We start from the raw sequence: 19043 nt of genomic DNA, 5'->3' as shown, positions 1-19043 counted from the left end.
GGGTCGCTAATCCGGCGTTCAGCGATGATAACCGATCCCCAGCCGCCTTCCGGCCAGTTCCATGGCCCGCTGCACCTGTTCCCGGTGCGCGTTTATTACGAGGACACGGATCTGTCGGGCATCGTCTATCATGCCAATTATCTGCGGTGGTTCGAGCGAGCCCGTTCCGACATGCTGCGGCTGCTGGGCATAGACCAGCGCGCTGCGCATGAGGCGGGAGAGGGCACTTACGCCGTGGTGGACATCGCCATGCGATTTGCTCTCCCCGCGAAGCTCGATGACGCTATAGTGATCGAAACCCGCGCCACGGAACTGCGCGCCGCCAGCGTCAGCCTGCGGCAAAGGGCCGTGAGAACGACGGAGCGGGCGCGGGATCTGCTGGTGGAGGCTGACATAAGGGTCGGCTTCATCGGCCAGCAGGGACGCCCGCGTCGCCAGCCCGCCGCCTGGCGGGAAGCCTTCACCCCCCTCCTCGACGCGAAAGACGCCGAATGATCCTAGACATGATGAGTGCAGCAGGCGCCTCGGCGCCGACCCGGCTCGACCCGCTGCAATTGTTCCTCGATGCCGACATCGTCGTGCAGCTGGTCATCACCGGCCTCGTCCTCGCCAGTATCTGGGTGTGGACGATTGTCGTCTCCTTCTCGATGAAGATGGGCAGCGTGAAGCGCCGCTCGCGTGAGTTCGAGGAAGATTTCTGGCAGTCGGAAAATCCCGAAGCCATGCTGGGCGGCCGCAAGGGGCAGGCCAATCCGTCCGCCCGCGTCGCGGCGGCGGGCCTGGATGAGCTGAAGATATCCACCGCGGGCGGCGTGCGCGATCGCGAAGGCACGCGGCAGCGGGTGGCGCTGGCCATGGAAGGGCAGGTTGCCGTCGAAAGCGATGCGCTGGCGGAGCGACTCAACTTCCTCGCCACCACTGGTGCCGTCGCCCCCTTTGTTGGCCTGTTCGGCACCGTATGGGGCATCATGAACAGCTTCTTTCAGATCGGCAGCCAGCAGAACAGCTCTCTCGCCGTGGTTGCCCCCGGTATTTCGGAGGCGCTTTTCGCCACGGCCATCGGCCTGTTCGCGGCCATCCCGGCGGTGATCGCCTACAACCGCTTCAGCCACCGGGTGGATGGTTTCCAGGCCCGCCTGCAGCGCTTCGCAGACAAGGTGAGCGCGCAGATCGGGCGTGAGTTGGACCGCGCCTGATGGCGATGGGTCTCCACACCTCGCGTCGGCGCGGCCGTTCGAGCCGGCGGACGCCTATGGCGGAGATCAACGTCACGCCGCTGGTGGACGTGATGCTGGTGCTGCTGATCATCTTCATGGTGACGGCGCCCATGCTGGCCAGCGGCGTGCCCGTGGACCTGCCGGACAGCCGCGCCAATGCGCTGGAGCAGGAACAGGACCAGATCACCATCTCCATCGATCAGGCCGGCTTCATCTATGTCGATGATGCGGTGGTCGAAGGCGGCGCTTTCCCCTCCGTGGTCTCGGGCTTCTCCTGCGGCGCGCCGCAAGGGCCGCTGATCACTCTGCGGGCGGACCGCGGGCTCGATTATGGTCGCGTCATGGCGGTGATGGGCGAGCTGAACCGCGCCGGCTGCAACCGCATTTCCCTGGTCACCCAGGGTTCAGTCGAGGCTCCATAGCCGCAGGTCATGGCAGCTTCCGCTTCCCTGTCGCGAGAGGAACGCATCGGTCTCGGCATCGCCGCCGCCGCGCATGTGGCGCTGGTGGCGGTGCTCGTGTTCTACGACAAGTCGCCCCCGCACCAGATCCCGGTGCCCGAGCGGATGGAGGTCAGCCTGGCGAGCGAGGTGAGCCTCCGCTCCACCGCGCCCGATCCCGCCGAAGCACCGCAGGCGGCCGTTGCCCCGGAGCTTTCGGCCGAGCCCGAGCCGGTCGCTCCGCCGCCACCGCCCGCGCCGGAGCGGGTCGAGCGGCCGGCAGAGCAGCCCGTGACCCCGCCGGCGCCGCGTGCCGCCGCCAGCTCCCGGCCGGCCCCGCGGCCCACCGCTCAGCCACGGCCATCCCAGCCACAGCCCAAGCCCAGCGCCGCGCCGCGCCAGACGCGGCCGGACCCCAAGCCCGCGCCCAGTCCCTCGCGCAGTTCGCGCCCCACCGGCACCCGCATCGGATCGGATTTCCTGTCCGGCGCGGGCGCCAGCGATGGGTCGGACCGCGGCAGCCCGGCAAAGGAGGCGGGGCCGGCAGTTACGGCATCCATTCAAGCTGCCATGGCCCGGCAAATCAAACCGCACTGGTCGGCGCCGCAGGGTGTCGATACAGAAAAGCTCGTCACCTATCTGAATTGGGATCTCAATCCCGACGGAAGTCTGAAAGGCCGCCCAACCTGCGTTAGGCAGACGGGTGAGACGCCATCAAATAGTCCGCAGAAAGCGCTGCACTGCGAGCGCGCAATCCGTGCGATCCAGCTGGCCGCACCATTCAACCTGCCCGAGGAATACTACAACATCTGGAAGAGTCCTCGGAATGTGAAATTCGATAGGAATCTGTGATGATCACCCGCCTTGCCCTCGCCCTTTCAGTGAGTTTGGTGGCTGTGCCCGCCGCTGCACAGAACACAACACCACCGCCGGTCGTCACACCCGCTCCGGCGGAACCGGCCGCTGCTGGAACGGATCAGGACGAAGGCTTTACGTTCACTGTCACGGATGAGAACGCCTGGCAGGATCTGGGCATCGCCATTCCCGCCTTCGCCACCAGTCGCGACGAGCCCACGCCAGCCAATTCGCAGGGCACTCGCGCGCTCGGGATGGAACTGGCCCGCGTGATCTTCAACGATCTGCGCAACAATGGCCTGTTCCGCCCCGTGGGGCCGGACGCGCTGCCCAAGCCGGCATATGACCAGATCACTGCGCCCGCTTGGAACGTGTGGAGCGGCCGCTCGGCCGAGATGCTGGTGCAGGGCTATGTTCGCGCGAACGAGGACGGCCGGCTGACGGTGGGCTGCTATCTCTATGACGTGCAGTTACAGGACCAGCTGGTGCGCGAAGGTTGGGTGGTGCAGCCGAACGAATGGCGGCGGGCGGCGCACAAATGCGCGGACCTCGTCTATTCGCGCCTGTCCGGGGAAAGCCCGTTCTTCGATTCCAAAATCGCCTATATCGCGGAGACGGGGCCGAAGGATCACCGCATCAAGCGCCTGGCCATTATGGATTCGGACGGGGCAAACCACCGCTTCATCACCAATGGGCAGGCGACGGCGCTGACCCCCCGGTATTCCCCCGACTATTCGAAGATCGTCTATCTCAGCTATCTGAACGGCAACCCGCGCATCTACATCTACGACATCGGCACGGGCAAGCAGACGCTGGTGACGCAGAGCAACAACCCCACCTTCGCGCCGCGCTGGTCGCCCGATGGCAAGTGGATCCTCTATTCCATGGCAATCGCGGGCAATACCGACATCTATCGCGTGCCGGCCACCGGGGGGCAGAGCCAGAAGCTGACCGACAGCCCCGGCATCGACATCGGCGGATCCTATTCGCCCGATGGCAGCCAGATCGTGTTCGAAAGCGATCGGTCGGGCAGCCAGCAGATCTATGTGATGAACGCCGATGGCTCCAACCAGCGGCGCATCAGCTTCTTCGGCGGCCGCTCGGCCACGCCGGAGTGGAGCCCGCGCGGTGACTTGATCGCCTTCACGCATATTGCCGGCGATCTGCGTATCGCAGTGATGACCCCGGCCGGGCGCAACATGCGCTATCTCACCAACAGCTGGCAGGATGAGGCGCCGACCTGGTCGCCCAACGGCCGCATCGTTCAGTTTTTCCGCACTGCCAAAGGATCGGGGGAAGGTTCCCTGTGGCAGGTGGATCTCACCGGCGAGAATCTGCGCAAGCTGCCCACGCCGGTGGGTGCATCGGACCCGGCCTGGGGACCGGTTCTGCCGTAAAACCATTGCTTTCCCCATGGGCCGCTTTCGCTATAAGTCATTTTAGGATTTGAGGAGGACTAAGCATGCAGAAGATCGCTATAGCCCTGACGGCCGCCAGTGCGCTTGCCCTGGGGGCCTGCGCCAAGAAGGCTCCGGAAACGCTGCCGCCGGCTCCGCAGCCGACTGCAACGACGCCGGCACCCGCGCCGACGCCCGCGCCCACCGGCCCGGTCCCGGGTTCGCAGACCCATTTCAAGCAGGCCATGGCCGGCAAGGATGTGATCTACTTCGATACCGACAAATACGATATCGACAGCGAGGATCAGGCCGCCCTGCGTGCGCAGGCGCAGTATATGTCGCAGTATCCGAACATCCGCGCCACGATCGAAGGGCATTGCGACGAGCGCGGCACGCGCGACTACAACCTTGCGCTGGGTGAACGCCGCGCCAATGCGGCGAAGAACTATCTCGTCAGCCTGGGCGTGCCGGCTACGCGGGTGACCACGATCAGCTACGGCAAGGAACGCCCGGTGGCGCTGGGTTCCAACGAAGCCGCCTGGGCGCAGAACCGCCGCGCGGTGACGATCGTTCTGAACTGATTTCAGCGCAGAAGGTGCAGCGCCGGCCATTCCGGCAGCGCTGCTGAAAAGGCGGGCGCGGCGATTTCGATCGTCGCGCCCGTCTGCATTTCGCCGTCCGCGAAGAGATCGGACGGATGGGCAGAGCCGGGGGCGAGCAGCGCCAGCGCGGCCAGCGCGAAGATCGAAAAGGCGGAAGAGAGGGCGAGTTGCCGGGACATGTCTGTGCTTCGTAACGGGGAGATGGTGCCGCATATGGTCAGTCCTTCCGATATTGCAATGCAGCATGGACGAAGGGATGATGCCCGCCGACGAGCGGCTACCCCTGTTCGCGAGCGGCCCGAGCGGCTATATGGAGCGCATGCACTTGAGCCGGTTTCGCTGATGTCCCGTTCCCGCCGATCGATGGACTGGGGCTTCCCCCGCTGGCGTGGTTATGAAAGCGCGCGCGAGGCGGCGAAGGTGCGCCTGTGCGATCGCCATGGCTGCGAAGAGCCGGGCGATTGCCCCGCGCCCAAGGCGCCGAACAGCCCGGAGCGGTGGTATTTCTGCCAGCGCCACGCCGCCGAATACAATCAGAAGTGGGACTATTTCGAAGGGCTGGAGAAGGCGGAGGCGGAAGCCCGCGCCCGCAGCGAACAGCGCGAGAACGCCGGCTATGCCGAAGCGGCGCATTACGGCTGGGCCGGCAGCGGCGACGGCAGCCGAAGTGCGGATGAAATGCGTGCGCTGGAAGTGCTGGGGCTGGAAAGCGATGCGGATTTCCCTGCGATCAAGAAGGCGTGGCGGGACCGGGCGAAGGAAGTCCATCCCGATGTGAAGCCCGGCGATGCCGAGGCGGCCCGCCAGTTCCAGGCCTATAGCGTGGCCTATGAAGTGCTGCGCCAGGCCGAGGAACGGCGGGAGTGGAGCGGCTAGCCGCCCCGCCTGCGCCCCCGCTTACACCGCCTCCAGCGCCTGCGCGAAATCGGCGATCAGATCATCGGCGTCCTCTATGCCGATGGAAATCCGCACCAGATTATCAGTGATCCCCAGCTGGGCGCGCCGTTCCGGGCTGACGGAAAGATGCGTCATTCCCGCCGGATGGCTGGCAAGCGTTTCCGTGCCGCCCAGGCTCACCGCCAGCTTGGCGATGCGCAGATTGTCTAGGAAGCGGAAGCTCTCCGCCTCCCCGCCGTCGATGAAGAGGGAGAAGGTGCTGCCCGGCCCGCTGCAGTGGCGATCATAAATATCCTTCTGCCGCGTGCCTTCCGGCAGCAGGCTAAGGAAGCCGACGCCGCTGACCTTGGGGTGATCCTTCAGGAAATCGCACACTTTCACCGCGTTTTCGGTGGCGCGCTGCATCCGCAGCTCCACCGTTTCCAGGCTGCGCAGCAGCATCCAGGCGGTGTTGGGATCGCAGATGCCGCCCATGGTGTTGCGCAGGCTGCGCACCGGGTCCATCCACCGCTTGGCGCCGGCCACGCTGCCCGCCACCAGGTCCGAATGGCCGCCGACATATTTCGTCAGTGAGTAGACGACGATATCCGCCCCTTGGTCCAGCGGGCGCTGCCACAGCGGACCGAGAAAGGTGTTGTCGATCGCAATCGGCGTCTGCGCGGGGTCGAGCGCCGCATCGCGCGCGGCCCGCACCGCTTCCACATCCACCAGCGCATTGGTGGGATTGCCGGGACTTTCCAGATAGATCATCGCCACCCGGCCGCCCTGCTGCGCGGCGCGATCCTTCGCCTCCGCCAGCACCGCGTCCAGTTCCTCGCGCGTCGCACCTGCGGGAAAATCGACATAAGTCACGCCGAACTTGCCCAGCACCTTGGCTACGAAGCCTTCGCTGGCGGCATAGAGCGGGCCGGAGTGGACGATCACGTCGCCCGAACGGCAATAGGCCATCAGCAGGATGCAGATCGCCGTCATACCGCTGGAAAACACCAGCGCATCCTCCGCCCCGTCCCACACGCCCAGGCGATCTTCGAGGATTTCCTGATTGGGGCCGTTGAAGCGGGAATAGACGAGCCCTTCCGCGCCGCCGCCGCCGGTCAGGCTTTGGAAATGCCGCTTCCCTGCCGCAGCGCTTTCGAAGGCGAAGGTGCTGGTGAGGAAGATCGGCGGCTTCAGCGCGCCTTCCGACAGGGTGGGATCATAGCCGAAGCCCATCATCAGCGTGGACGGCTTCAACTCGCGGCCGCCGAGCCGGGCCACTTCGGGCCGCGGCTTGCGCCGGGGCGTGGTGGGATCCGTCGGCGGAAGGTCGTTCTGATCAGACATGGTTGCGAGTGTAACCTTTTGACGAACAACTGGCGAGGGCAAAGCCCGCGCAAAAGTGGAAGGTTTGGAACACGCTGGAACAGGGTTCATGGCAAAATTCCCGGCCCCCCGGAGGAGTTCCGAAAAAGCAGGCGTTTCGGCGGTTTCCAAAGGGTTGCGAGGCGGCAGAAGCATGCGTGCGGGCTGGCACAAGCGACGGCGAGTAGGAAAGCCCCGGACACTTCCGGTGCCAAAGGGTTACACCAGCCCGATTGCCGCCATCAGCGCATAGACTGCCCATGCCGAACCGACGATCAGTACGACGCCGGCAAGGTCGAGCAGCGCGCCCGCGCCGACCATGCGCGGCAGATCGATCCGCCCGGTGGCCCAGGCGATGGCATTCGGGCCGGTGCCGGATGGCAGCATGAAGCCCCAGCTGGCCGCCATGGCCGCCGGCACGCCCAGCAACAGCGGGTCCGCCCCCAGCGCCACGGTGAGGCTGGCGATCACTGGCATCACGCCGCTGGCGGTGGCGACATTGCTGGCGAATTCTGTAATCAGCACCACCATCGCCACCACGGCCAGCGCCACCACCACCAGCGGCACGCCGGCCAGGGGGAGCAGCGCTTGCCCCAGCCATGTGTCCAGCCCGCTGCGGCTCATCGCCGCGGCCAGCGCCAGCCCCCCGCCGAACATCAGGATCACGCCCCATGGCGCCCGGTTCGCCTCTTCCCAGTTCAGCAGCCGCCGGCCGGTGCCATCGGGAAGCAGGAACAGGGCCAGCCCCGCGAACACGGCAATCGTGCCGTCGGTGAGCGAGCCCGGCGGCAGCAGCGGTTCAAGCAGCGGGCGCGCCATCCACAGCACGAAGGCAAGTGCGATCACCGGCACCAGCCGCCGTTCCGGCGTGGTCCATGGCCCATGCGGCGCAATGGCCGCGCGCGCCGCCTGCGTGTCGAAGGGGTGATCGGCCACCCGCTGCACCTTGCCGATGATCAGCGCGGCCAGCGGTATTCCCAGCACCACGATCGGCAGGCCGAAGGCGCTCCACAGCGCGAAGCTGACCTGCACTCCGGCGGTTTCGCGCAGCAGCGCGACGCCGATGGCATTGGTCGGGCTGCCGATGATCGTGCCGAGTCCGCCGATGGAAGCGGCGAAGGCGATTGCCATGGGCAGCGCGCCGGGCAGGCCCAGCCGCTGGTCCGACCCGGCTCCACCGCCCGCCAGCACGGCCGCGGCCATGGGCATCATGATGAGCGCGGTGGAGGTGTTGGAAATGATGTTGGACAGCACCGCCGCCGAAACCATGAAGGCCAGCATCACCTGCAGCGGCCCGCCCTTGCTGCCCACCAGATCGAGCACGAACACGGCCAGCCGCTTGTGCAGCCCGGTCCGCTCGATCGCCAGCGCCAGGAAGGCGCCGCCCAGAATCAGGAACAGGATCGGGGAATAGTAATCGGAAGCGACATCGTTGGGCGTGCCCACGCCCGCAAACGGCAGGACGAGGAAGGGAAGCAGGGCGGTGGCCGTGAGGGGGATCGCCTCTGTCATCCACCAGGCGGCCATCCAGCATACCAGCCCGGCGACCACCCATGCCCCGCCGGGCATGGACGGGGGCGGCGGTAGCAGCAGGGTGATGGCCATGGCGGACAGGCCCAGCCAGAAGCCGATGCGCTTCGCGGTGGCCTTGCCGTCCTGGGCTGCAGCGCGCGCCGATGGCTGATCCGCTTCGGTCAAGCCTCCCCCCCTTTACTCTCTCCCGGCGCGATCCTAGCCTTTCGCCCGACAAGGGCAAGGAGACGTGCCGTGGATGAAGGCAGAGTGCTGGGCATCGGCGGAGTGTTCCTGCGCGCGCAGGATCCGGCCGCGCTGGCGGCGTGGTATCGCGACACGCTGGGCTTCACCGTCACTGCGGCCGGAGAGGCCGCGCCGGACGGGGCGTGGTTCTGGCGGGCGGAGGGCGGGGACACCGTCTATTCGATCTTCCCGCAGGGCAGCGATTATTTCGCGGCGGACCGGCAGGTGATGATCAACCTGCGCGTCGCGGGGCTGGATGCCCTGATCGCGCGGCTCCAAGGTGCCGGGGTGGCCGTGGAAACCCGCGCGGAATGGGACCACCCGGAGGTCGGCCGCTTCGCCCGCATCCAGGACGCGGAAGGCAATCCGGTGGAATTGTGGGAGCCGCCTGCGGACTGAAACAGGCCCGGCTCTTCACGGGCTGGAGATGGCTGGATTCAAGGAGCCAGCGCAACTGCCCGTGCGGGGGTCCGCCCCCATTCGTCATCCCTGCGCAGGCGGGGGTCCCGCGCGGAGGGATCGGCGCGAAGTCTGATTGGCACGGCGCTGGCTGGATTCCCGCCTGCGCGGGAATGACGACTAGGCGGGGATCGATCTCCGCGTAGGGCTCGAGACGCTGATCGCGCGGCTGGAGAGAGCGGGCGTTCAGTTCACCGGCTGGAGGTCGCTGGATTCCAGATGCCAGCGCAATTGCTCGGGCGTGGCCCCCGGCACGTCGTTGACCCGGCGCAGCACCACTTCGCCTTCGAGCCGGTAGGGATGGCCGTCCTGCTGCTTGCCTACCACCGTGGCGGGCACGCTGTAATAGCTGGAACCGGCGGCGCCTTCCATCTGGCCTTCAGGGACGGAGATGGTGATCGTCTTGAAGCGGCGCCATTTGTCGGCGAATTCCTGCGCGCTCATCCCGCTGCGCGCGCCATTATCGCCATATTGCGCATAGGCGGTGGCATAATCCCCGGTTTCCAGCGCCCGCGCCCAGGCGAGCAGCACATTGCGCGCGCCCTTCTCGCCCTTTTCCGCTTCCGGCGTGAGGGAGGCGACGGCGGCGGGCGTGGCGCCTGCGATCGGGCCGGGTGAAGGGGAGGGTGATGGGACGGGCGCGGGCTGCGCGGCGCCTTCCACGCCGGCCGGGGCCGGCGCCGGATCGGCATCCTGCTGGCAGGCGGCGATCGAAAGGGACAGTGCGGCAAGCGCCACTGCGGTGCGTGTGTGCGACATCATATGCTTCCTTGGACCCGCCAGAAGAACCATCGGCGGCACGCCGCGTTCCGCGGGGCCGCCGAAGCTCGATCATCCATGGAAGGAAGCTGGGGGCGGGGCGCCGTGCGCCATCCGCCCGCCGGCTTTCCGGCCGCCTTACTTGGGGGCCAGCACCATCAGCATCTGGCGCCCTTCGAGGCGCGGATAGGCTTCCACCTTGGCGGTTTCCGCCACGTCTTCCTGCACCCGCTTGAGCAGGTCCATGCCCAAATGCTGGTGCGCCATTTCACGGCCGCGAAAGCGCAGGGTGACCTTCACCTTGTCGCCATGCTCAATGAACTTGTTCACGTTGCGCATCTTCACATCGTAATCGTGATCATCGATGTTCGGGCGCATCTTGATCTCTTTGATGTCCTGGGTCTTCTGCGTCTTGCGCGCGGCATTCGCCTTTTTCTGGGCTTCGTAGCGAAACTTGCCGACATCCAGGAACTTGCAGACGGGCGGGTCCGCATTGGGCGAGACTTCGACCAGATTGAGGCCCGCATCGTTGGCCTGTTCGATCGCTTCCCTGGTGTACATTACGCCAAGGTTCTCGCCATTCTCGTCAATGACCCGAACCTTGTCGGACTGGATCATGTTATCGAAGCGCGGTCCTGATTTGACCGGGGGCGCCATCATGCGCCGGGGTGGACGGGGTATAAGACTTTCTCCTGTAATTGTCCTCTGCAGGGGCTCTATCTAATGCGTAACGCGCCCGCGCGCTAGTGGTTGCAGGATTTACGCGGCGGCGCGCCACAGGGGGAAGGTGGCCAGCCGGCCGCGCGCCGCTAGCACCGCGTCGATCGCGCTGGCGGGCTGCAGCGCCGCCAGGATCGCCGGGTCCGCCGCATTCATGCCCCCCGTCAGCGCGCCGAAGGCCGGCAGGATCATCCGGCCGGGGCCGCTCCCGCCGGTGGCCAGCACGGCGCAGGGGCGGCGGATCGGCCGGTCGCGCACGCGCAATTGCAGGCGCGGATGGAAGTGGCCGGACAGTTCGGGCCGGGTTTCGCCGCGCCGCGCCTCGTGCCGCAGCACCATTCCGGCGAGCTCCAGCTCCTCCACCCGCTCGCCCCCGGTGGCGGCGCCCTTCACGTCATGGTTGCCGGTGATCCACACCCAGTCCACCACGCGGGTCAGCGCGGCCAGCATGCCCGCGGCATGCGGCTCCAGCCGGGCGGCGCCATCGGCATCGTGGAAATTGTCCCCCAGGGTGAACACGCGGCGAGCGCCGCTTTCGCGAATCGCCAGCGCCACCCGTTCCAGCGTCTCCCGGCTGTCATAGGGCGGCAGCATCTGCCCGGACCGGGCGTAGAAGCTGGCCTTTTCCAGATGCAGGTCCGCCACCAGCAACGCCCGTTCGCGCGGCCAGTACAGCGCGTTATGACTGGTGAGGGCGAATTCCTCGCCGGCGAACGAAAGGGGAACCATGGGCTTCCCTTGCCCCGGAGCGGCGGGTTTGGCAAGGGTCGTGCAACCCGGCCCCCGGCAGGCAAAGGTGGAGAAGAATGACCGACTGGCAGCCTTATAGCGAGCGGGCGCGCGAATGGTTCGAATCGCTGCGCGACCGGATCTGTGCCGAGTTCGAGGCGATCGAGCGGGAAGCCGGCTCCTCCGCCGCGTTCGACTATATCCCCTGGGATCGTTCGACCGAGGACGAAACGCATGGCGGCGGCGGCGTGCGCGGCGTGATGAAGGGCAAGGTGTTCGAAAAGGTGGGCGTCAATGTCTCCACCGTTTCCGGCGACTTTGCCCCGGGCTTTGCCGCCACCATCAACGGCGCGAGCGAGGAGAGCCCCGGCTTCACCGCCACCGGCATCAGCCTGGTGGCGCATATGGCCAACCCCCATGTGCCGGCCGTGCATATGAACACGCGCTTCCTGACCACCGGCAAGGCGTGGTTCGGCGGCGGGGCCGATCTCAACCCGCCGATTCCCTATGCGGAGGATACGGAGGAATTCCACGCCGCCTTCCGCGCGGCCTGCGCGGCGCACAACCCCACCTATTACGAACGCTTCCGCAAATGGGCGGACGAGTATTTCTTCATCCCCCATCGCAATGTGGCGCGCGGGGTGGGCGGCATTTTCTACGACCATCTGGAATGCCCCGACGACACCGCGTGGGAGCGCAATTTCGCCTTTACGCGCGATGTGGGGGAGGCCTTCCTGGCCGCCTTCCCGCGGATCGTCCGCCGGCGGATGGATATGGCCTTTACGGCAGAGGATAAGCAGGCCCAGCTGGAATGGCGCGGCCGCTATGTGGAATTCAACCTCGTCTATGACCGGGGCACGCTGTTCGGCCTGCGCACCGGAGGCAATATCGACGCGATCCTGATGAGCCTGCCCCCCGAAGTGAAATGGAGCTGACCCGATGCACCGCCTGACTCTCGCGCAATCCAACGCCATGATCGAAGCCGCCTTCGCCAAGGGGGCGGAGATGGGGCTCAAGCCGCTGACGGCGACGGTGCTCGATCCGGGCGGCCATCTGATCGCCTGCCAGCGGCAGGACAATTCCTCCACCCTGCGCGTGCGGCTGGCGGCGGGCAAGGCTGCCGGCGCGCTGGCGCTGGGCGTTTCCAGCCGCACGATTGGCGAGATGGCGCTCGACCGCCCGCATTTCATCGCCTCGATCGATTCGATGGATTTCGGCGGCATGGTGCCTGCGGCCGGCGGCGTGATCGTGGTGGATGCACAGGGCACCATCATCGGTGGCATCGGCGTGACCGGCGACACCAGCGACAATGACGAGGCCTGCGCGCTTGCGGGCATCGCGGCGGTGGGGTTGAAGCCGCTGAACTGATCTTGTTGGGGGTGTGGTGTGCGCGCATCCTTCGACAGGCTCAGGATGAGCGGAGGGAGGAATGGGCGCTGGAAGTCCGCTCCGTGATCCCTCCTCAACCCCGCTCATCCTGAGCTTGTCGAAGGATGCGCGCTACCCCGCCACAGGCGCACAGGTGACAAAGCCGCCCCGGTCCGCTTAAGGTTGCGGCTGCAACCACCCGCCTTCCCGCCGGAGAACCCGATGCGTTTCGCCCTGTCCGCCGCCTTCCTTCTGCTCGCCGCCTGCAATCCCGGCGGAGAAGGGCTGATGGAGGATGAGGAGGTGATCGTCTCACCCATCCTCACCAGCGAGGATGCCAAGGACCCGGCTACCTTTGCCGAGCCGGAGGTCGCCCGCGTCACCCATGTCGCGCTCGATCTGGCGCTCGATTTCAAGGCCAAGACGGTGGGCGGCACCGCCACGCTGGATATTCTGGCCGAGCCTGACGCGGACACTGTCGTGCTCGACAGCGACGGGCTGCGCATTGCCAAGGTGACCGATGGTGAAGGCCATGCGCTGCCCTTCACCGTGGGCGAGCGGGTGGAAGGCAAGGGCGAACCGGTGACGGTGAAGATGGGCGCCGCGCGCCGCATCGCCGTGACCTACACCTCCGCGCCCGGGGCCGAGGCGCTGCAATGGCTGGCGCCGCAGCAGACCGCCGGCGGCAAGCTGCCCTATCTGTTCAGCCAGGGCCAGCCGATCCTCAACCGCAGCTGGATCCCCACGCAGGACAGCCCCGGCATTCGCCAGAGCTGGGAAGCGCGGGTGACGGCGCCCAAGCCGCTGACGGTGGTGATGTCCGGCCTGCGAGTGGGCGAACCCGCGGATGCGGGCGAGGGCCGCCGCGCCTTTTCCTTCCGCATGAACAAACCGGTGGCACCCTATCTGATCGCCATCGCCGCCGGCGATCTGGAGTTTCGCGCGCTCGGCCCGCGGACCGGCGTGTGGACCGAACCGGCGATGATCGATCGCGCGGCGAAGGAACTGGAAGACACCGAAGCGATGGTGGCAGCGGCGGAGGAACTCTATGGCCCCTATCGCTGGGGCCGTTACGACATGATCGTGCTGCCGCCGTCCTTCCCCTATGGCGGGATGGAAAACCCCACGCTGACCTTCCTGACGCCCACCTTCCTGGCCGGCGACAAGAGCCTGACCGGGCTGGTTGCGCATGAGCTGGCGCATAGCTGGTCCGGCAATCTGGTGACCAATGCGAATTGGGCGGACAGCTGGCTGAACGAGGGCATCACTTCCTATTTCGAAAACCGCATCGTGGAGAAGGTCTACGGCAGGAAGCGTGCGGAGCAGGAGGCGGCGCTGAGCTTCGCCAGCATGGAGGATGCCATTGGCGAACTGGGCAGCGACAACATGGTCACCGCGCTCCACCTGCCGCCGGATGAAGCTGGCCCCGACGCGGGCGAATCCGCCATCATCTATGACAAGGGCGCTTCCTTCATGCGCACGGTGGAACACATCGTGGGGCGTGAGAAATTCGACGCCTGGCTGCGCCAGTGGTTCGACAGCCACGCTTTCCAGCCGGCCACTTCGGCCCTGCTGCTGGAGGATATGCATGCCAATCTGGTGAAGGGCGATGCGGCGCTTGAGAAAAAGCTGGCGCTGGATGCCTGGGTGTATGAGCCCGGCCTGCCCGACAATGTCGCGCGCCCCGAAGCCGCCGCCTTTGCTGGCGTGGACGGGGCTGCGCAGGCTTATGCGCAGCATGGCACGCTGGACGCCGCAGCCTGGGGCGCATGGACCACGGCAGAGCGGCTGCGCTTCCTTTCGCGCCTGCCCAAGAAGCTCACCACTGCTGAACTTGCCGAGTTGGATCGAACGTTGGGCCTGTCCGCATCAGGTAATAACGAGATCCTGTTCGCCTGGCTCGAACTGGCGCTGGCCAATCGCTATCAGCCGGCGGTGCCCGTAGCGGAGCGCTTCCTTGCCTCGGTCGGCCGCACCAAATTCGTGCGCCCGCTGTTCGAAGCACTGATGGAGCAGGGTAGCTGGGGCGAGCCGATCGCCCGGCGCATCTATGGCAAGACGCGCAGCACCTATCACTCCGTGACGCAGGGCGCGGTGGACAAGGTCGTCGGCTGGGACGGCTGAGGCTCAGCCGGCGCGGTGCCCGCGCCAGTTGAGCACATGCGCCCATACCACCAGCAGCCCGCCGACGACGGTCAGCGCGCTTTCCGCCACGCCGTGCGGCGCCAGCAGGGCGCTGGCGATGATCGCCAGACCTGCGGCGCCGAGCGCGGCCGGCCGGGCGAGACGATGGCGCAACCAGCCCCGCAGCAAAGCCAGCCCTGTTACGGGCAGGGCGAGGCCCAGCAGCAGCGGGTGAATCCATTCGTCCCCCGGCAGTTCGGCAGCGAAGAAGGGCAGCAGCGCAGTCAACACCGGCAGCGCCAGGCAATGCACCAGACAGAGGCTGGAAACCGCCATACCCAGCCGGTCGAGTCGCGACAGGCTGGCAGACGAGGCCGGTGAATTCATGATCGCGCACTCCTGAGTCTGGAGGCAGACGCCGGTTCGGGACGAGCCGAGCCGGTGCCACGCCGAAAGGGCCGTGCCGGGGGTGGCACCGCTAATGATACATTGTATCACAGCTAGGCGCTTGGCGCGGCCTTTCAAGGCGGACGGAGGGAAATCTTTGAAGATGCTGCACGCTTTTGCGAGCCGGGGTGCCTGTGCCCCGAAGAAGTCCGGGGTAGTGGCGACATGGGTCGCGCAGGTGCTGCGCCGCTGTGTGCCCGCCATAGCGGCCGTGGGCCTGTTCGCCCAGCCCGCAGCGGCCGGGCATCTGCAGTGCGTGCCGTACGCGCGGCAGGTGTCGGGCATCGACATTCATGGCAATGCGCGCCTGTGGTGGAGCAAGGCGGAAGGCCGCTATGATCGCGGGGCGCAGCCGCGCGCGGGTGCCGTGCTGGCGTTTCGCCCCACGGATGCCATGCCGCTGGGCCATGTAGCGGTGGTGAAGCGGGTGGTAGACGATCGCCGCATCCTGCTGGACCACGCCAACTGGTCCGGCCCGGGCCGCATCGAACACGCCGCGCTCGCGGAGGACGTGTCGGAGGACGGCGACTGGAGCGCGGTGCGCGTATGGTGGGGCCCCAGCGGCCAGCTTGGCACGCGGGTGAATCCCACCTTCGGCTTCATCTATGGCGACGATGCTGGTCCGAACACGAACGCCGATGGCGGGGTGGAGGATCACACCGGCACGCTGGCCGCACGCGAAACGCTGGCGCAGCAGGAGAGCGGTTCGAACGGCTGAGTTCGCGCCGTTCTCTTCTGCCCTTTCGGGGCTGGCCTCCCCGGCCGATTTGTCCTAGTCAAGTTGACAAAGTCCGCAGGGAGAGGATTCACACAATGTCACATCGTCGCTTCGCGTCGCGCCTGGTGCTGGGCGCATGCGCCGCTGCCAGCTTGGCCGTGCTCGCTTCACCCGCAACGCTGTGGGGGCAGGAACGGCCGGCGGATCTCACCGTCCTGCCGCCGGTGCCCACGGATTATACGCCCAAGAAAACCGAGTGGGGCGATTGGGACTTCCGCGGCATCTGGCCGATCGAGCGGATCAACGAAGGCCACATCCTGTTCCAGCGGCCCAAGGCCTATGGCAACCGTTTCTGGGTGACGGATGAGGAGTTCAACCGCCGTGTCGAAGCCGCGAAGGGCAATGACGGCAGTTTCGCCGCCGCGTCCGACAGCGGCATCGGCGCGCCGGGTACCGAAGGCCTGGCCGAATGGTTCCAGACGAGCAATTTCGGCAAGCGTACCTCCATGCTGGTGAGCCCTGCGGACGGACAGCTGCCCCCGCTGACGCCCGAAGGGGAAGCGCTCTACAAGGCCGGCCGCTCTGGCTGGGTGCCGGGGCAGGACTATGACTGGCTGAGCGATTTTGACAGCTGGGATCGCTGCGTCTCGCGCGGCTTCCCCGCCTCCATGTACCCGTTCCGCTACAACAATGGCATCCGCGTGTTCCAGTCTCCCGGCTATGTGGTGATCGCGCTCGAAATGCTCGGCACGCGGGTGATCCCGCTGGGTGACCAGCCCGCTTGGCCGGGCCCTGTAGAAGCCTGGATGGGCGACAGCCGTGGTCATTGGGAAGGCAAGACGCTGGTGATCGAGACCACCAACATCAAGTCGGGCGACAGCGCCACGCATGACACGCAGAAGCGCTCCGCATCGCCGCTCAACATGGCGACGCAGTTGGTGCCGCCGTTCAACACGATCCCGATGAGCACCGAAGCAAAGACGGTAGAGCGGCTGACCATGACCGGCCCGAACACCATCGTGCATGAGCTGACCTATTCCGACCCCAAGGTGTACACCAAGCCGTGGACCACGCGCATCGAATGGACGCGCGACGACGATTACCAGTTCTTCGAATATGCCTGCCATGAAGGCAATCACATGCCGCGCGACTATATCAGCGCCTCGCGCGCGCATCGCGCCGCGCTGGCCAAGGGTGAAGCCGATCCCAACGCGCCGGACGATCGCGATCGCTTCGCCCAGCCGTTCGACCACGATCCGGGCACCGGCCCGCGCCCCCCGCGCCCGGGCAGCTGAGCTAAGAGCGATACTCCGGCCCTGCCTGATGGCGGGCCGGGGTGCCGCATTCAGCCCGCGGCGGTCTGTTCGTACCAGCCGCGCGTGCGCTTCACGATGGCGACGACCGAGAGCATGACCGGCACTTCGACCAGCACGCCGACGACGGTGGCGAGCGCCGCACCCGACTGAAGCCCGAACAGGGATATCGCCGCCGCCACGGCCAGCTCGAAGAAGTTCGAGGCCCCGATCAAGGCAGCCGGTGCGGCGACGCACCAGGCAACGCCGAACCGGCGAGAGAGCCAGTAGGCGAGGCCGGCGTTCAGATAGACCTGGAACAGGATCGGCACTGCCAGCAAGGCGATGACGAAGGGTTCGCGGACGATCTGCTCGCCCTGGAACCCGAACAGCAGCACCAGCGTGGCGAGCAGTGCGACCAGCGAGACCGGGCCAAGCCGGCTGAGCAAGCGGTCCAGCGCTGCTTGCCCGCCGGATGCGAGCAGTGAGAGCCGGATGGCCTGCGCGGCGATCACCGGCACGACGATGTAGAGGCCCACGGACAGCAACAGCGTGTCCCACGGCACAGCGACCGAGGCGATGCCGAGCAGCAGGCCGACGATCGGGGCGAACAGGAACACCATCAGCAGATCGTTGAGCGCGACCTGGCTGAGCGTGTAGGCTGGCTCCCCATCGCAGAGATTGGACCAGACGAACACCATGGCGGTGCAGGGTGCGGCTGCCAGCAGGATCAGCCCGGCGATGTAGGAGGGGATCTCGTTCGCGGGCAGCAGCGGGGCGAACAACCAGCCGAGGAAGAACGTCCCCAATGCCGCCATGGAGAAGGGCTTGACCGCCCAGTTGACGAACAGCGTGACGCCCACGCCCTTCCAGTGCTGCCGGACCGAGCCGAGCGCGGCGAAGTCGATCTTCAGCAGCATGGGCACGATCATCAGCCAGACGCAGACGGCGACGACCAGGTTCACCCGCGCGATCTCGGCGGAGGCGACAAGGGCGAATGCACCGGGCAGCAGATGGCCGAGGGCAATTCCTGCGACAATGCACAGCGCCACCCACAGGCTGAGATAGCGTTCGAAGCGGCTCATGGCCGGTCGCGCCGTTTCGGACGCCAGTGTCGCCATCAGCCGATCCGCCCGCCGGATGCGTCCACAACCTGCTCGCCATCCTCCTTGGCAAAGGCCCCGCGCTGCGGAAGCGGCAGGATCTCCAGCACCACCTCGGACGGCCGGCACAGGCGAACGCCGAGCCGCGTCACCACCAGCGGACGATTGATGAGGATGGGATGCGCCATCATCGCGTCCACCAGTGCGTCGTCGCTCAGGCTCTCGTCCGCCAGGCCGAGTTCGGCATAGGGCGTGCCCTTTTCGCGCAGCAGGCCGCGTGCGGTCAGCCCGGCGCGCGCGATCAGCTGCTCCAGCATGGCGCGAGAGGGCGGGCTCTTTAGATATTCGACAACATGCGGCTCGATGCCCGCGTTGCGGATCAGCGCCAGCGTGTTGCGGGAGGTGCCGCAATCGGGATTGTGATAGATGACGACATCTTCGGTCATGCGATTTTTCCGTTCAGCAGCAGGCGAGATCGGACAGCAGCGGCTCGCACAGTTCGGCGCGGCCCTGGCAGCAATCCTTCGCGAGAAAGACCATCAGCGCACGCAGCGCGTCGAGATCGGCACGCTGTATCCAGTTGCGGCCATGGCGTTGCGACCGCACGAGCCCGGCCTTCACCAGCACCGCAAGATGGGTGGAGAAGGTGCTCTGGCTAAGGCCGGATTCCGCCACCAGCTGCCCGGTCGAGAGCCCGCCCGGCTCATGCCGCACCAGACTGCGATAGGTTTCCAGCCGGGTGGGATGGGCCAGAGCGGCAAGGGCGGCGAGGGCTTCTGTCGTGTCCATGGATCGGAAATACCCGATATATTGCAAT

The 19043-nt window shown here is 66.6% G+C and carries 23 protein-coding genes; 13 read left to right on the top strand and 10 right to left on the bottom strand.

Features of this window, described 5'->3' with window-relative positions; genetic code table 11:
• The first annotated feature begins 24 nt into the window (after positions 1 to 24).
• The 6 genes from AEB_RS17370 to pal all read left to right on the top strand — a co-directional run bounded on the left by AEB_RS17370 (position 25) and on the right by pal (position 4490).
• On the top strand, positions 25 to 495 hold the full coding sequence (locus AEB_RS17370; protein ID WP_119084251.1) for a YbgC/FadM family acyl-CoA thioesterase: 471 nt from the start codon (positions 25 to 27) through the stop codon (positions 493 to 495).
• Positions 492 to 1196 carry a protein TolQ gene (gene tolQ / locus AEB_RS17365; RefSeq protein ID WP_119084250.1) on the top strand — a complete coding sequence of 235 codons (705 nt, stop codon included), beginning with the start codon at positions 492 to 494 and terminating at the stop codon, positions 1194 to 1196. The genes AEB_RS17370 and tolQ overlap by 4 nt, the downstream gene beginning before the upstream one ends.
• Positions 1196 to 1639: an ExbD/TolR family protein gene (locus tag AEB_RS17360; RefSeq protein ID WP_119084249.1), complete on the top strand. Its 444-nt coding sequence runs from the start codon at positions 1196 to 1198 to the stop codon at positions 1637 to 1639. Before tolQ ends, AEB_RS17360 begins: the two co-directional genes overlap by 1 nt.
• A gap of 9 nt (positions 1640 to 1648) precedes the next feature.
• The gene (locus AEB_RS17355) at positions 1649 to 2509 is read left to right on the top strand and encodes an energy transducer TonB (protein WP_119084248.1); all 861 of its coding nucleotides are present in this window, start codon (positions 1649 to 1651) and stop codon (positions 2507 to 2509) included.
• Positions 2509 to 3909, top strand: coding sequence for a Tol-Pal system beta propeller repeat protein TolB (tolB, locus tag AEB_RS17350; RefSeq protein ID WP_119084247.1), 1401 nt, complete (start codon positions 2509 to 2511; stop codon positions 3907 to 3909). Before AEB_RS17355 ends, tolB begins: the two co-directional genes overlap by 1 nt.
• Before the next feature lie 65 nt (positions 3910 to 3974).
• Entirely contained in the window at positions 3975 to 4490 is a 516-nt protein-coding gene (gene pal / locus AEB_RS17345; RefSeq protein WP_119084246.1) for a peptidoglycan-associated lipoprotein Pal, read from the top strand.
• Between the two features lie 2 nt (positions 4491 to 4492).
• Here pal and AEB_RS17340 read toward each other — a convergent pair whose 3' ends face one another.
• Positions 4493 to 4690 (bottom strand): hypothetical protein, encoded by a 198-nt coding sequence (locus tag AEB_RS17340; RefSeq protein ID WP_119084245.1) that lies wholly within the window; start codon positions 4688 to 4690, stop codon positions 4493 to 4495.
• A 163-nt stretch (positions 4691 to 4853) separates the two neighbouring features.
• Here AEB_RS17340 and AEB_RS17335 point away from each other — a divergent pair, with 163 nt between their 5' ends.
• Complete coding sequence (locus AEB_RS17335; RefSeq protein ID WP_119084244.1) at positions 4854 to 5387, top strand: J domain-containing protein; 534 nt, start codon at positions 4854 to 4856, stop codon at positions 5385 to 5387.
• Between the two features lie 21 nt (positions 5388 to 5408).
• Here AEB_RS17335 and AEB_RS17330 read toward each other — a convergent pair whose 3' ends face one another.
• Positions 5409 to 6731 (bottom strand): cystathionine gamma-synthase family protein, encoded by a 1323-nt coding sequence (locus tag AEB_RS17330; protein ID WP_119084243.1) that lies wholly within the window; start codon positions 6729 to 6731, stop codon positions 5409 to 5411.
• A gap of 237 nt (positions 6732 to 6968) precedes the next feature.
• Positions 6969 to 8354, bottom strand: a complete 1386-nt coding sequence (locus AEB_RS17325; RefSeq protein WP_119084742.1) for an SLC13 family permease — start codon at positions 8352 to 8354, stop codon at positions 6969 to 6971.
• 162 nt (positions 8355 to 8516) lie between these two features.
• Here AEB_RS17325 and AEB_RS17320 point away from each other — a divergent pair, with 162 nt between their 5' ends.
• Positions 8517 to 8906 (top strand): VOC family protein, encoded by a 390-nt coding sequence (locus AEB_RS17320; RefSeq protein WP_231958811.1) that lies wholly within the window; start codon positions 8517 to 8519, stop codon positions 8904 to 8906.
• A 246-nt stretch (positions 8907 to 9152) separates the two neighbouring features.
• Here the strand turns inward: AEB_RS17320 and AEB_RS17315 are convergent, their stop codons facing one another.
• The 3 genes from AEB_RS17315 to pdeM form a co-directional block, all read right to left on the bottom strand.
• Positions 9153 to 9725, bottom strand: coding sequence for a hypothetical protein (locus AEB_RS17315; RefSeq protein WP_145985328.1), 573 nt, complete (start codon positions 9723 to 9725; stop codon positions 9153 to 9155).
• Positions 9726 to 9863: 138 nt separating this feature from the next.
• Positions 9864 to 10385: a translation initiation factor IF-3 gene (gene infC, locus AEB_RS17310; protein WP_119084241.1), complete on the bottom strand. Its 522-nt coding sequence runs from the start codon at positions 10383 to 10385 to the stop codon at positions 9864 to 9866.
• Positions 10386 to 10484: 99 nt separating this feature from the next.
• Positions 10485 to 11174, bottom strand: coding sequence for a ligase-associated DNA damage response endonuclease PdeM (pdeM, locus tag AEB_RS17305; protein WP_119084240.1), 690 nt, complete (start codon positions 11172 to 11174; stop codon positions 10485 to 10487).
• Between the two features lie 77 nt (positions 11175 to 11251).
• Between pdeM and hemF the strand changes: the two genes are divergently transcribed.
• The 3 genes from hemF (at position 11252) to AEB_RS17290 (ending at position 14666) form a co-directional block, all read left to right on the top strand.
• Positions 11252 to 12109 carry an oxygen-dependent coproporphyrinogen oxidase gene (gene hemF, locus AEB_RS17300; RefSeq protein ID WP_119084239.1) on the top strand — a complete coding sequence of 286 codons (858 nt, stop codon included), beginning with the start codon at positions 11252 to 11254 and terminating at the stop codon, positions 12107 to 12109.
• A gap of 4 nt (positions 12110 to 12113) precedes the next feature.
• Positions 12114 to 12542, top strand: coding sequence for a GlcG/HbpS family heme-binding protein (locus AEB_RS17295; RefSeq protein WP_119084238.1), 429 nt, complete (start codon positions 12114 to 12116; stop codon positions 12540 to 12542).
• A gap of 222 nt (positions 12543 to 12764) precedes the next feature.
• Positions 12765 to 14666: a M1 family metallopeptidase gene (locus AEB_RS17290; RefSeq protein WP_119084237.1), complete on the top strand. Its 1902-nt coding sequence runs from the start codon at positions 12765 to 12767 to the stop codon at positions 14664 to 14666.
• A gap of 3 nt (positions 14667 to 14669) precedes the next feature.
• Here AEB_RS17290 and AEB_RS18240 read toward each other — a convergent pair whose 3' ends face one another.
• Positions 14670 to 15053 (bottom strand): MerC domain-containing protein, encoded by a 384-nt coding sequence (locus AEB_RS18240; RefSeq protein ID WP_172593153.1) that lies wholly within the window; start codon positions 15051 to 15053, stop codon positions 14670 to 14672.
• 217 nt (positions 15054 to 15270) lie between these two features.
• Between AEB_RS18240 and AEB_RS17280 the strand changes: the two genes are divergently transcribed.
• Together AEB_RS17280 and AEB_RS17275 are read left to right on the top strand one after the other, a co-directional pair.
• Positions 15271 to 15831, top strand: a complete 561-nt coding sequence (locus AEB_RS17280) for a CHAP domain-containing protein (protein ID WP_231958810.1) — start codon at positions 15271 to 15273, stop codon at positions 15829 to 15831.
• 95 nt (positions 15832 to 15926) lie between these two features.
• On the top strand, positions 15927 to 17126 hold the full coding sequence (locus tag AEB_RS17275; protein WP_119084235.1) for a hypothetical protein: 1200 nt from the start codon (positions 15927 to 15929) through the stop codon (positions 17124 to 17126).
• A 50-nt stretch (positions 17127 to 17176) separates the two neighbouring features.
• On the opposite strand, the gene arsB is transcribed toward AEB_RS17275, so the two are convergent.
• Genes arsB through AEB_RS17260 form a run of 3 tightly spaced genes read right to left on the bottom strand, consistent with a single transcriptional unit; the run spans position 17177 to position 19015 of the window.
• On the bottom strand, positions 17177 to 18244 hold the full coding sequence (gene arsB / locus AEB_RS17270) for an ACR3 family arsenite efflux transporter (RefSeq protein WP_172593152.1): 1068 nt from the start codon (positions 18242 to 18244) through the stop codon (positions 17177 to 17179).
• Entirely contained in the window at positions 18244 to 18672 is a 429-nt protein-coding gene (arsC, locus tag AEB_RS17265; protein ID WP_119084234.1) for an arsenate reductase (glutaredoxin), read from the bottom strand. The genes arsB and arsC overlap by 1 nt, the downstream gene beginning before the upstream one ends.
• A 13-nt stretch (positions 18673 to 18685) precedes the next feature.
• On the bottom strand, positions 18686 to 19015 hold the full coding sequence (locus tag AEB_RS17260) for an ArsR/SmtB family transcription factor (RefSeq protein ID WP_119084738.1): 330 nt from the start codon (positions 19013 to 19015) through the stop codon (positions 18686 to 18688).
• Positions 19016 to 19043: the final 28 nt, after the last annotated feature.

It is taken from the genome of Altererythrobacter sp. B11 (assembly GCF_003569745.1).
GTDB lineage: Bacteria > Pseudomonadota > Alphaproteobacteria > Sphingomonadales > Sphingomonadaceae > Croceibacterium_C.
Note: the sequence above shows the minus strand (reverse complement) of the source record. Positions and strands in the feature narration are given on the sequence as shown.

Bases quoted from the DNA above. Each gene is read 5' to 3' on its own strand.
- AEB_RS17370 (WP_119084251.1), top strand. From the start codon at position 25: ATGATAACCGATCCCCAGCCGCCTTCCGGCCAGTTCCATGGCCCGCTG.
- tolQ (WP_119084250.1), top strand. From the start codon at position 492: ATGATCCTAGACATGATGAGTGCAGCAGGCGCCTCGGCGCCGACCCGG.
- AEB_RS17360 (WP_119084249.1), top strand. From the start codon at position 1,196: ATGGCGATGGGTCTCCACACCTCGCGTCGGCGCGGCCGTTCGAGCCGG.
- AEB_RS17355 (WP_119084248.1), top strand. From the start codon at position 1,649: ATGGCAGCTTCCGCTTCCCTGTCGCGAGAGGAACGCATCGGTCTCGGC.
- tolB (WP_119084247.1), top strand. From the start codon at position 2,509: ATGATCACCCGCCTTGCCCTCGCCCTTTCAGTGAGTTTGGTGGCTGTG.
- pal (WP_119084246.1), top strand. From the start codon at position 3,975: ATGCAGAAGATCGCTATAGCCCTGACGGCCGCCAGTGCGCTTGCCCTG.
- AEB_RS17340 (WP_119084245.1), bottom strand. From the start codon at position 4,690: ATGTCCCGGCAACTCGCCCTCTCTTCCGCCTTTTCGATCTTCGCGCTG.
- AEB_RS17335 (WP_119084244.1), top strand. From the start codon at position 4,854: ATGTCCCGTTCCCGCCGATCGATGGACTGGGGCTTCCCCCGCTGGCGT.
- AEB_RS17330 (WP_119084243.1), bottom strand. From the start codon at position 6,731: ATGTCTGATCAGAACGACCTTCCGCCGACGGATCCCACCACGCCCCGG.
- AEB_RS17325 (WP_119084742.1), bottom strand. From the start codon at position 8,354: ATGGCCATCACCCTGCTGCTACCGCCGCCCCCGTCCATGCCCGGCGGG.
- AEB_RS17315 (WP_145985328.1), bottom strand. From the start codon at position 9,725: ATGTCGCACACACGCACCGCAGTGGCGCTTGCCGCACTGTCCCTTTCG.
- infC (WP_119084241.1), bottom strand. From the start codon at position 10,385: ATGATGGCGCCCCCGGTCAAATCAGGACCGCGCTTCGATAACATGATC.
- pdeM (WP_119084240.1), bottom strand. From the start codon at position 11,174: ATGGTTCCCCTTTCGTTCGCCGGCGAGGAATTCGCCCTCACCAGTCAT.
- hemF (WP_119084239.1), top strand. From the start codon at position 11,252: ATGACCGACTGGCAGCCTTATAGCGAGCGGGCGCGCGAATGGTTCGAA.
- AEB_RS17295 (WP_119084238.1), top strand. From the start codon at position 12,114: ATGCACCGCCTGACTCTCGCGCAATCCAACGCCATGATCGAAGCCGCC.
- AEB_RS17290 (WP_119084237.1), top strand. From the start codon at position 12,765: ATGCGTTTCGCCCTGTCCGCCGCCTTCCTTCTGCTCGCCGCCTGCAAT.
- AEB_RS18240 (WP_172593153.1), bottom strand. From the start codon at position 15,053: ATGAATTCACCGGCCTCGTCTGCCAGCCTGTCGCGACTCGACCGGCTG.
- AEB_RS17275 (WP_119084235.1), top strand. From the start codon at position 15,927: ATGTCACATCGTCGCTTCGCGTCGCGCCTGGTGCTGGGCGCATGCGCC.
- arsB (WP_172593152.1), bottom strand. From the start codon at position 18,244: ATGGCGACACTGGCGTCCGAAACGGCGCGACCGGCCATGAGCCGCTTC.
- arsC (WP_119084234.1), bottom strand. From the start codon at position 18,672: ATGACCGAAGATGTCGTCATCTATCACAATCCCGATTGCGGCACCTCC.
- AEB_RS17260 (WP_119084738.1), bottom strand. From the start codon at position 19,015: ATGGACACGACAGAAGCCCTCGCCGCCCTTGCCGCTCTGGCCCATCCC.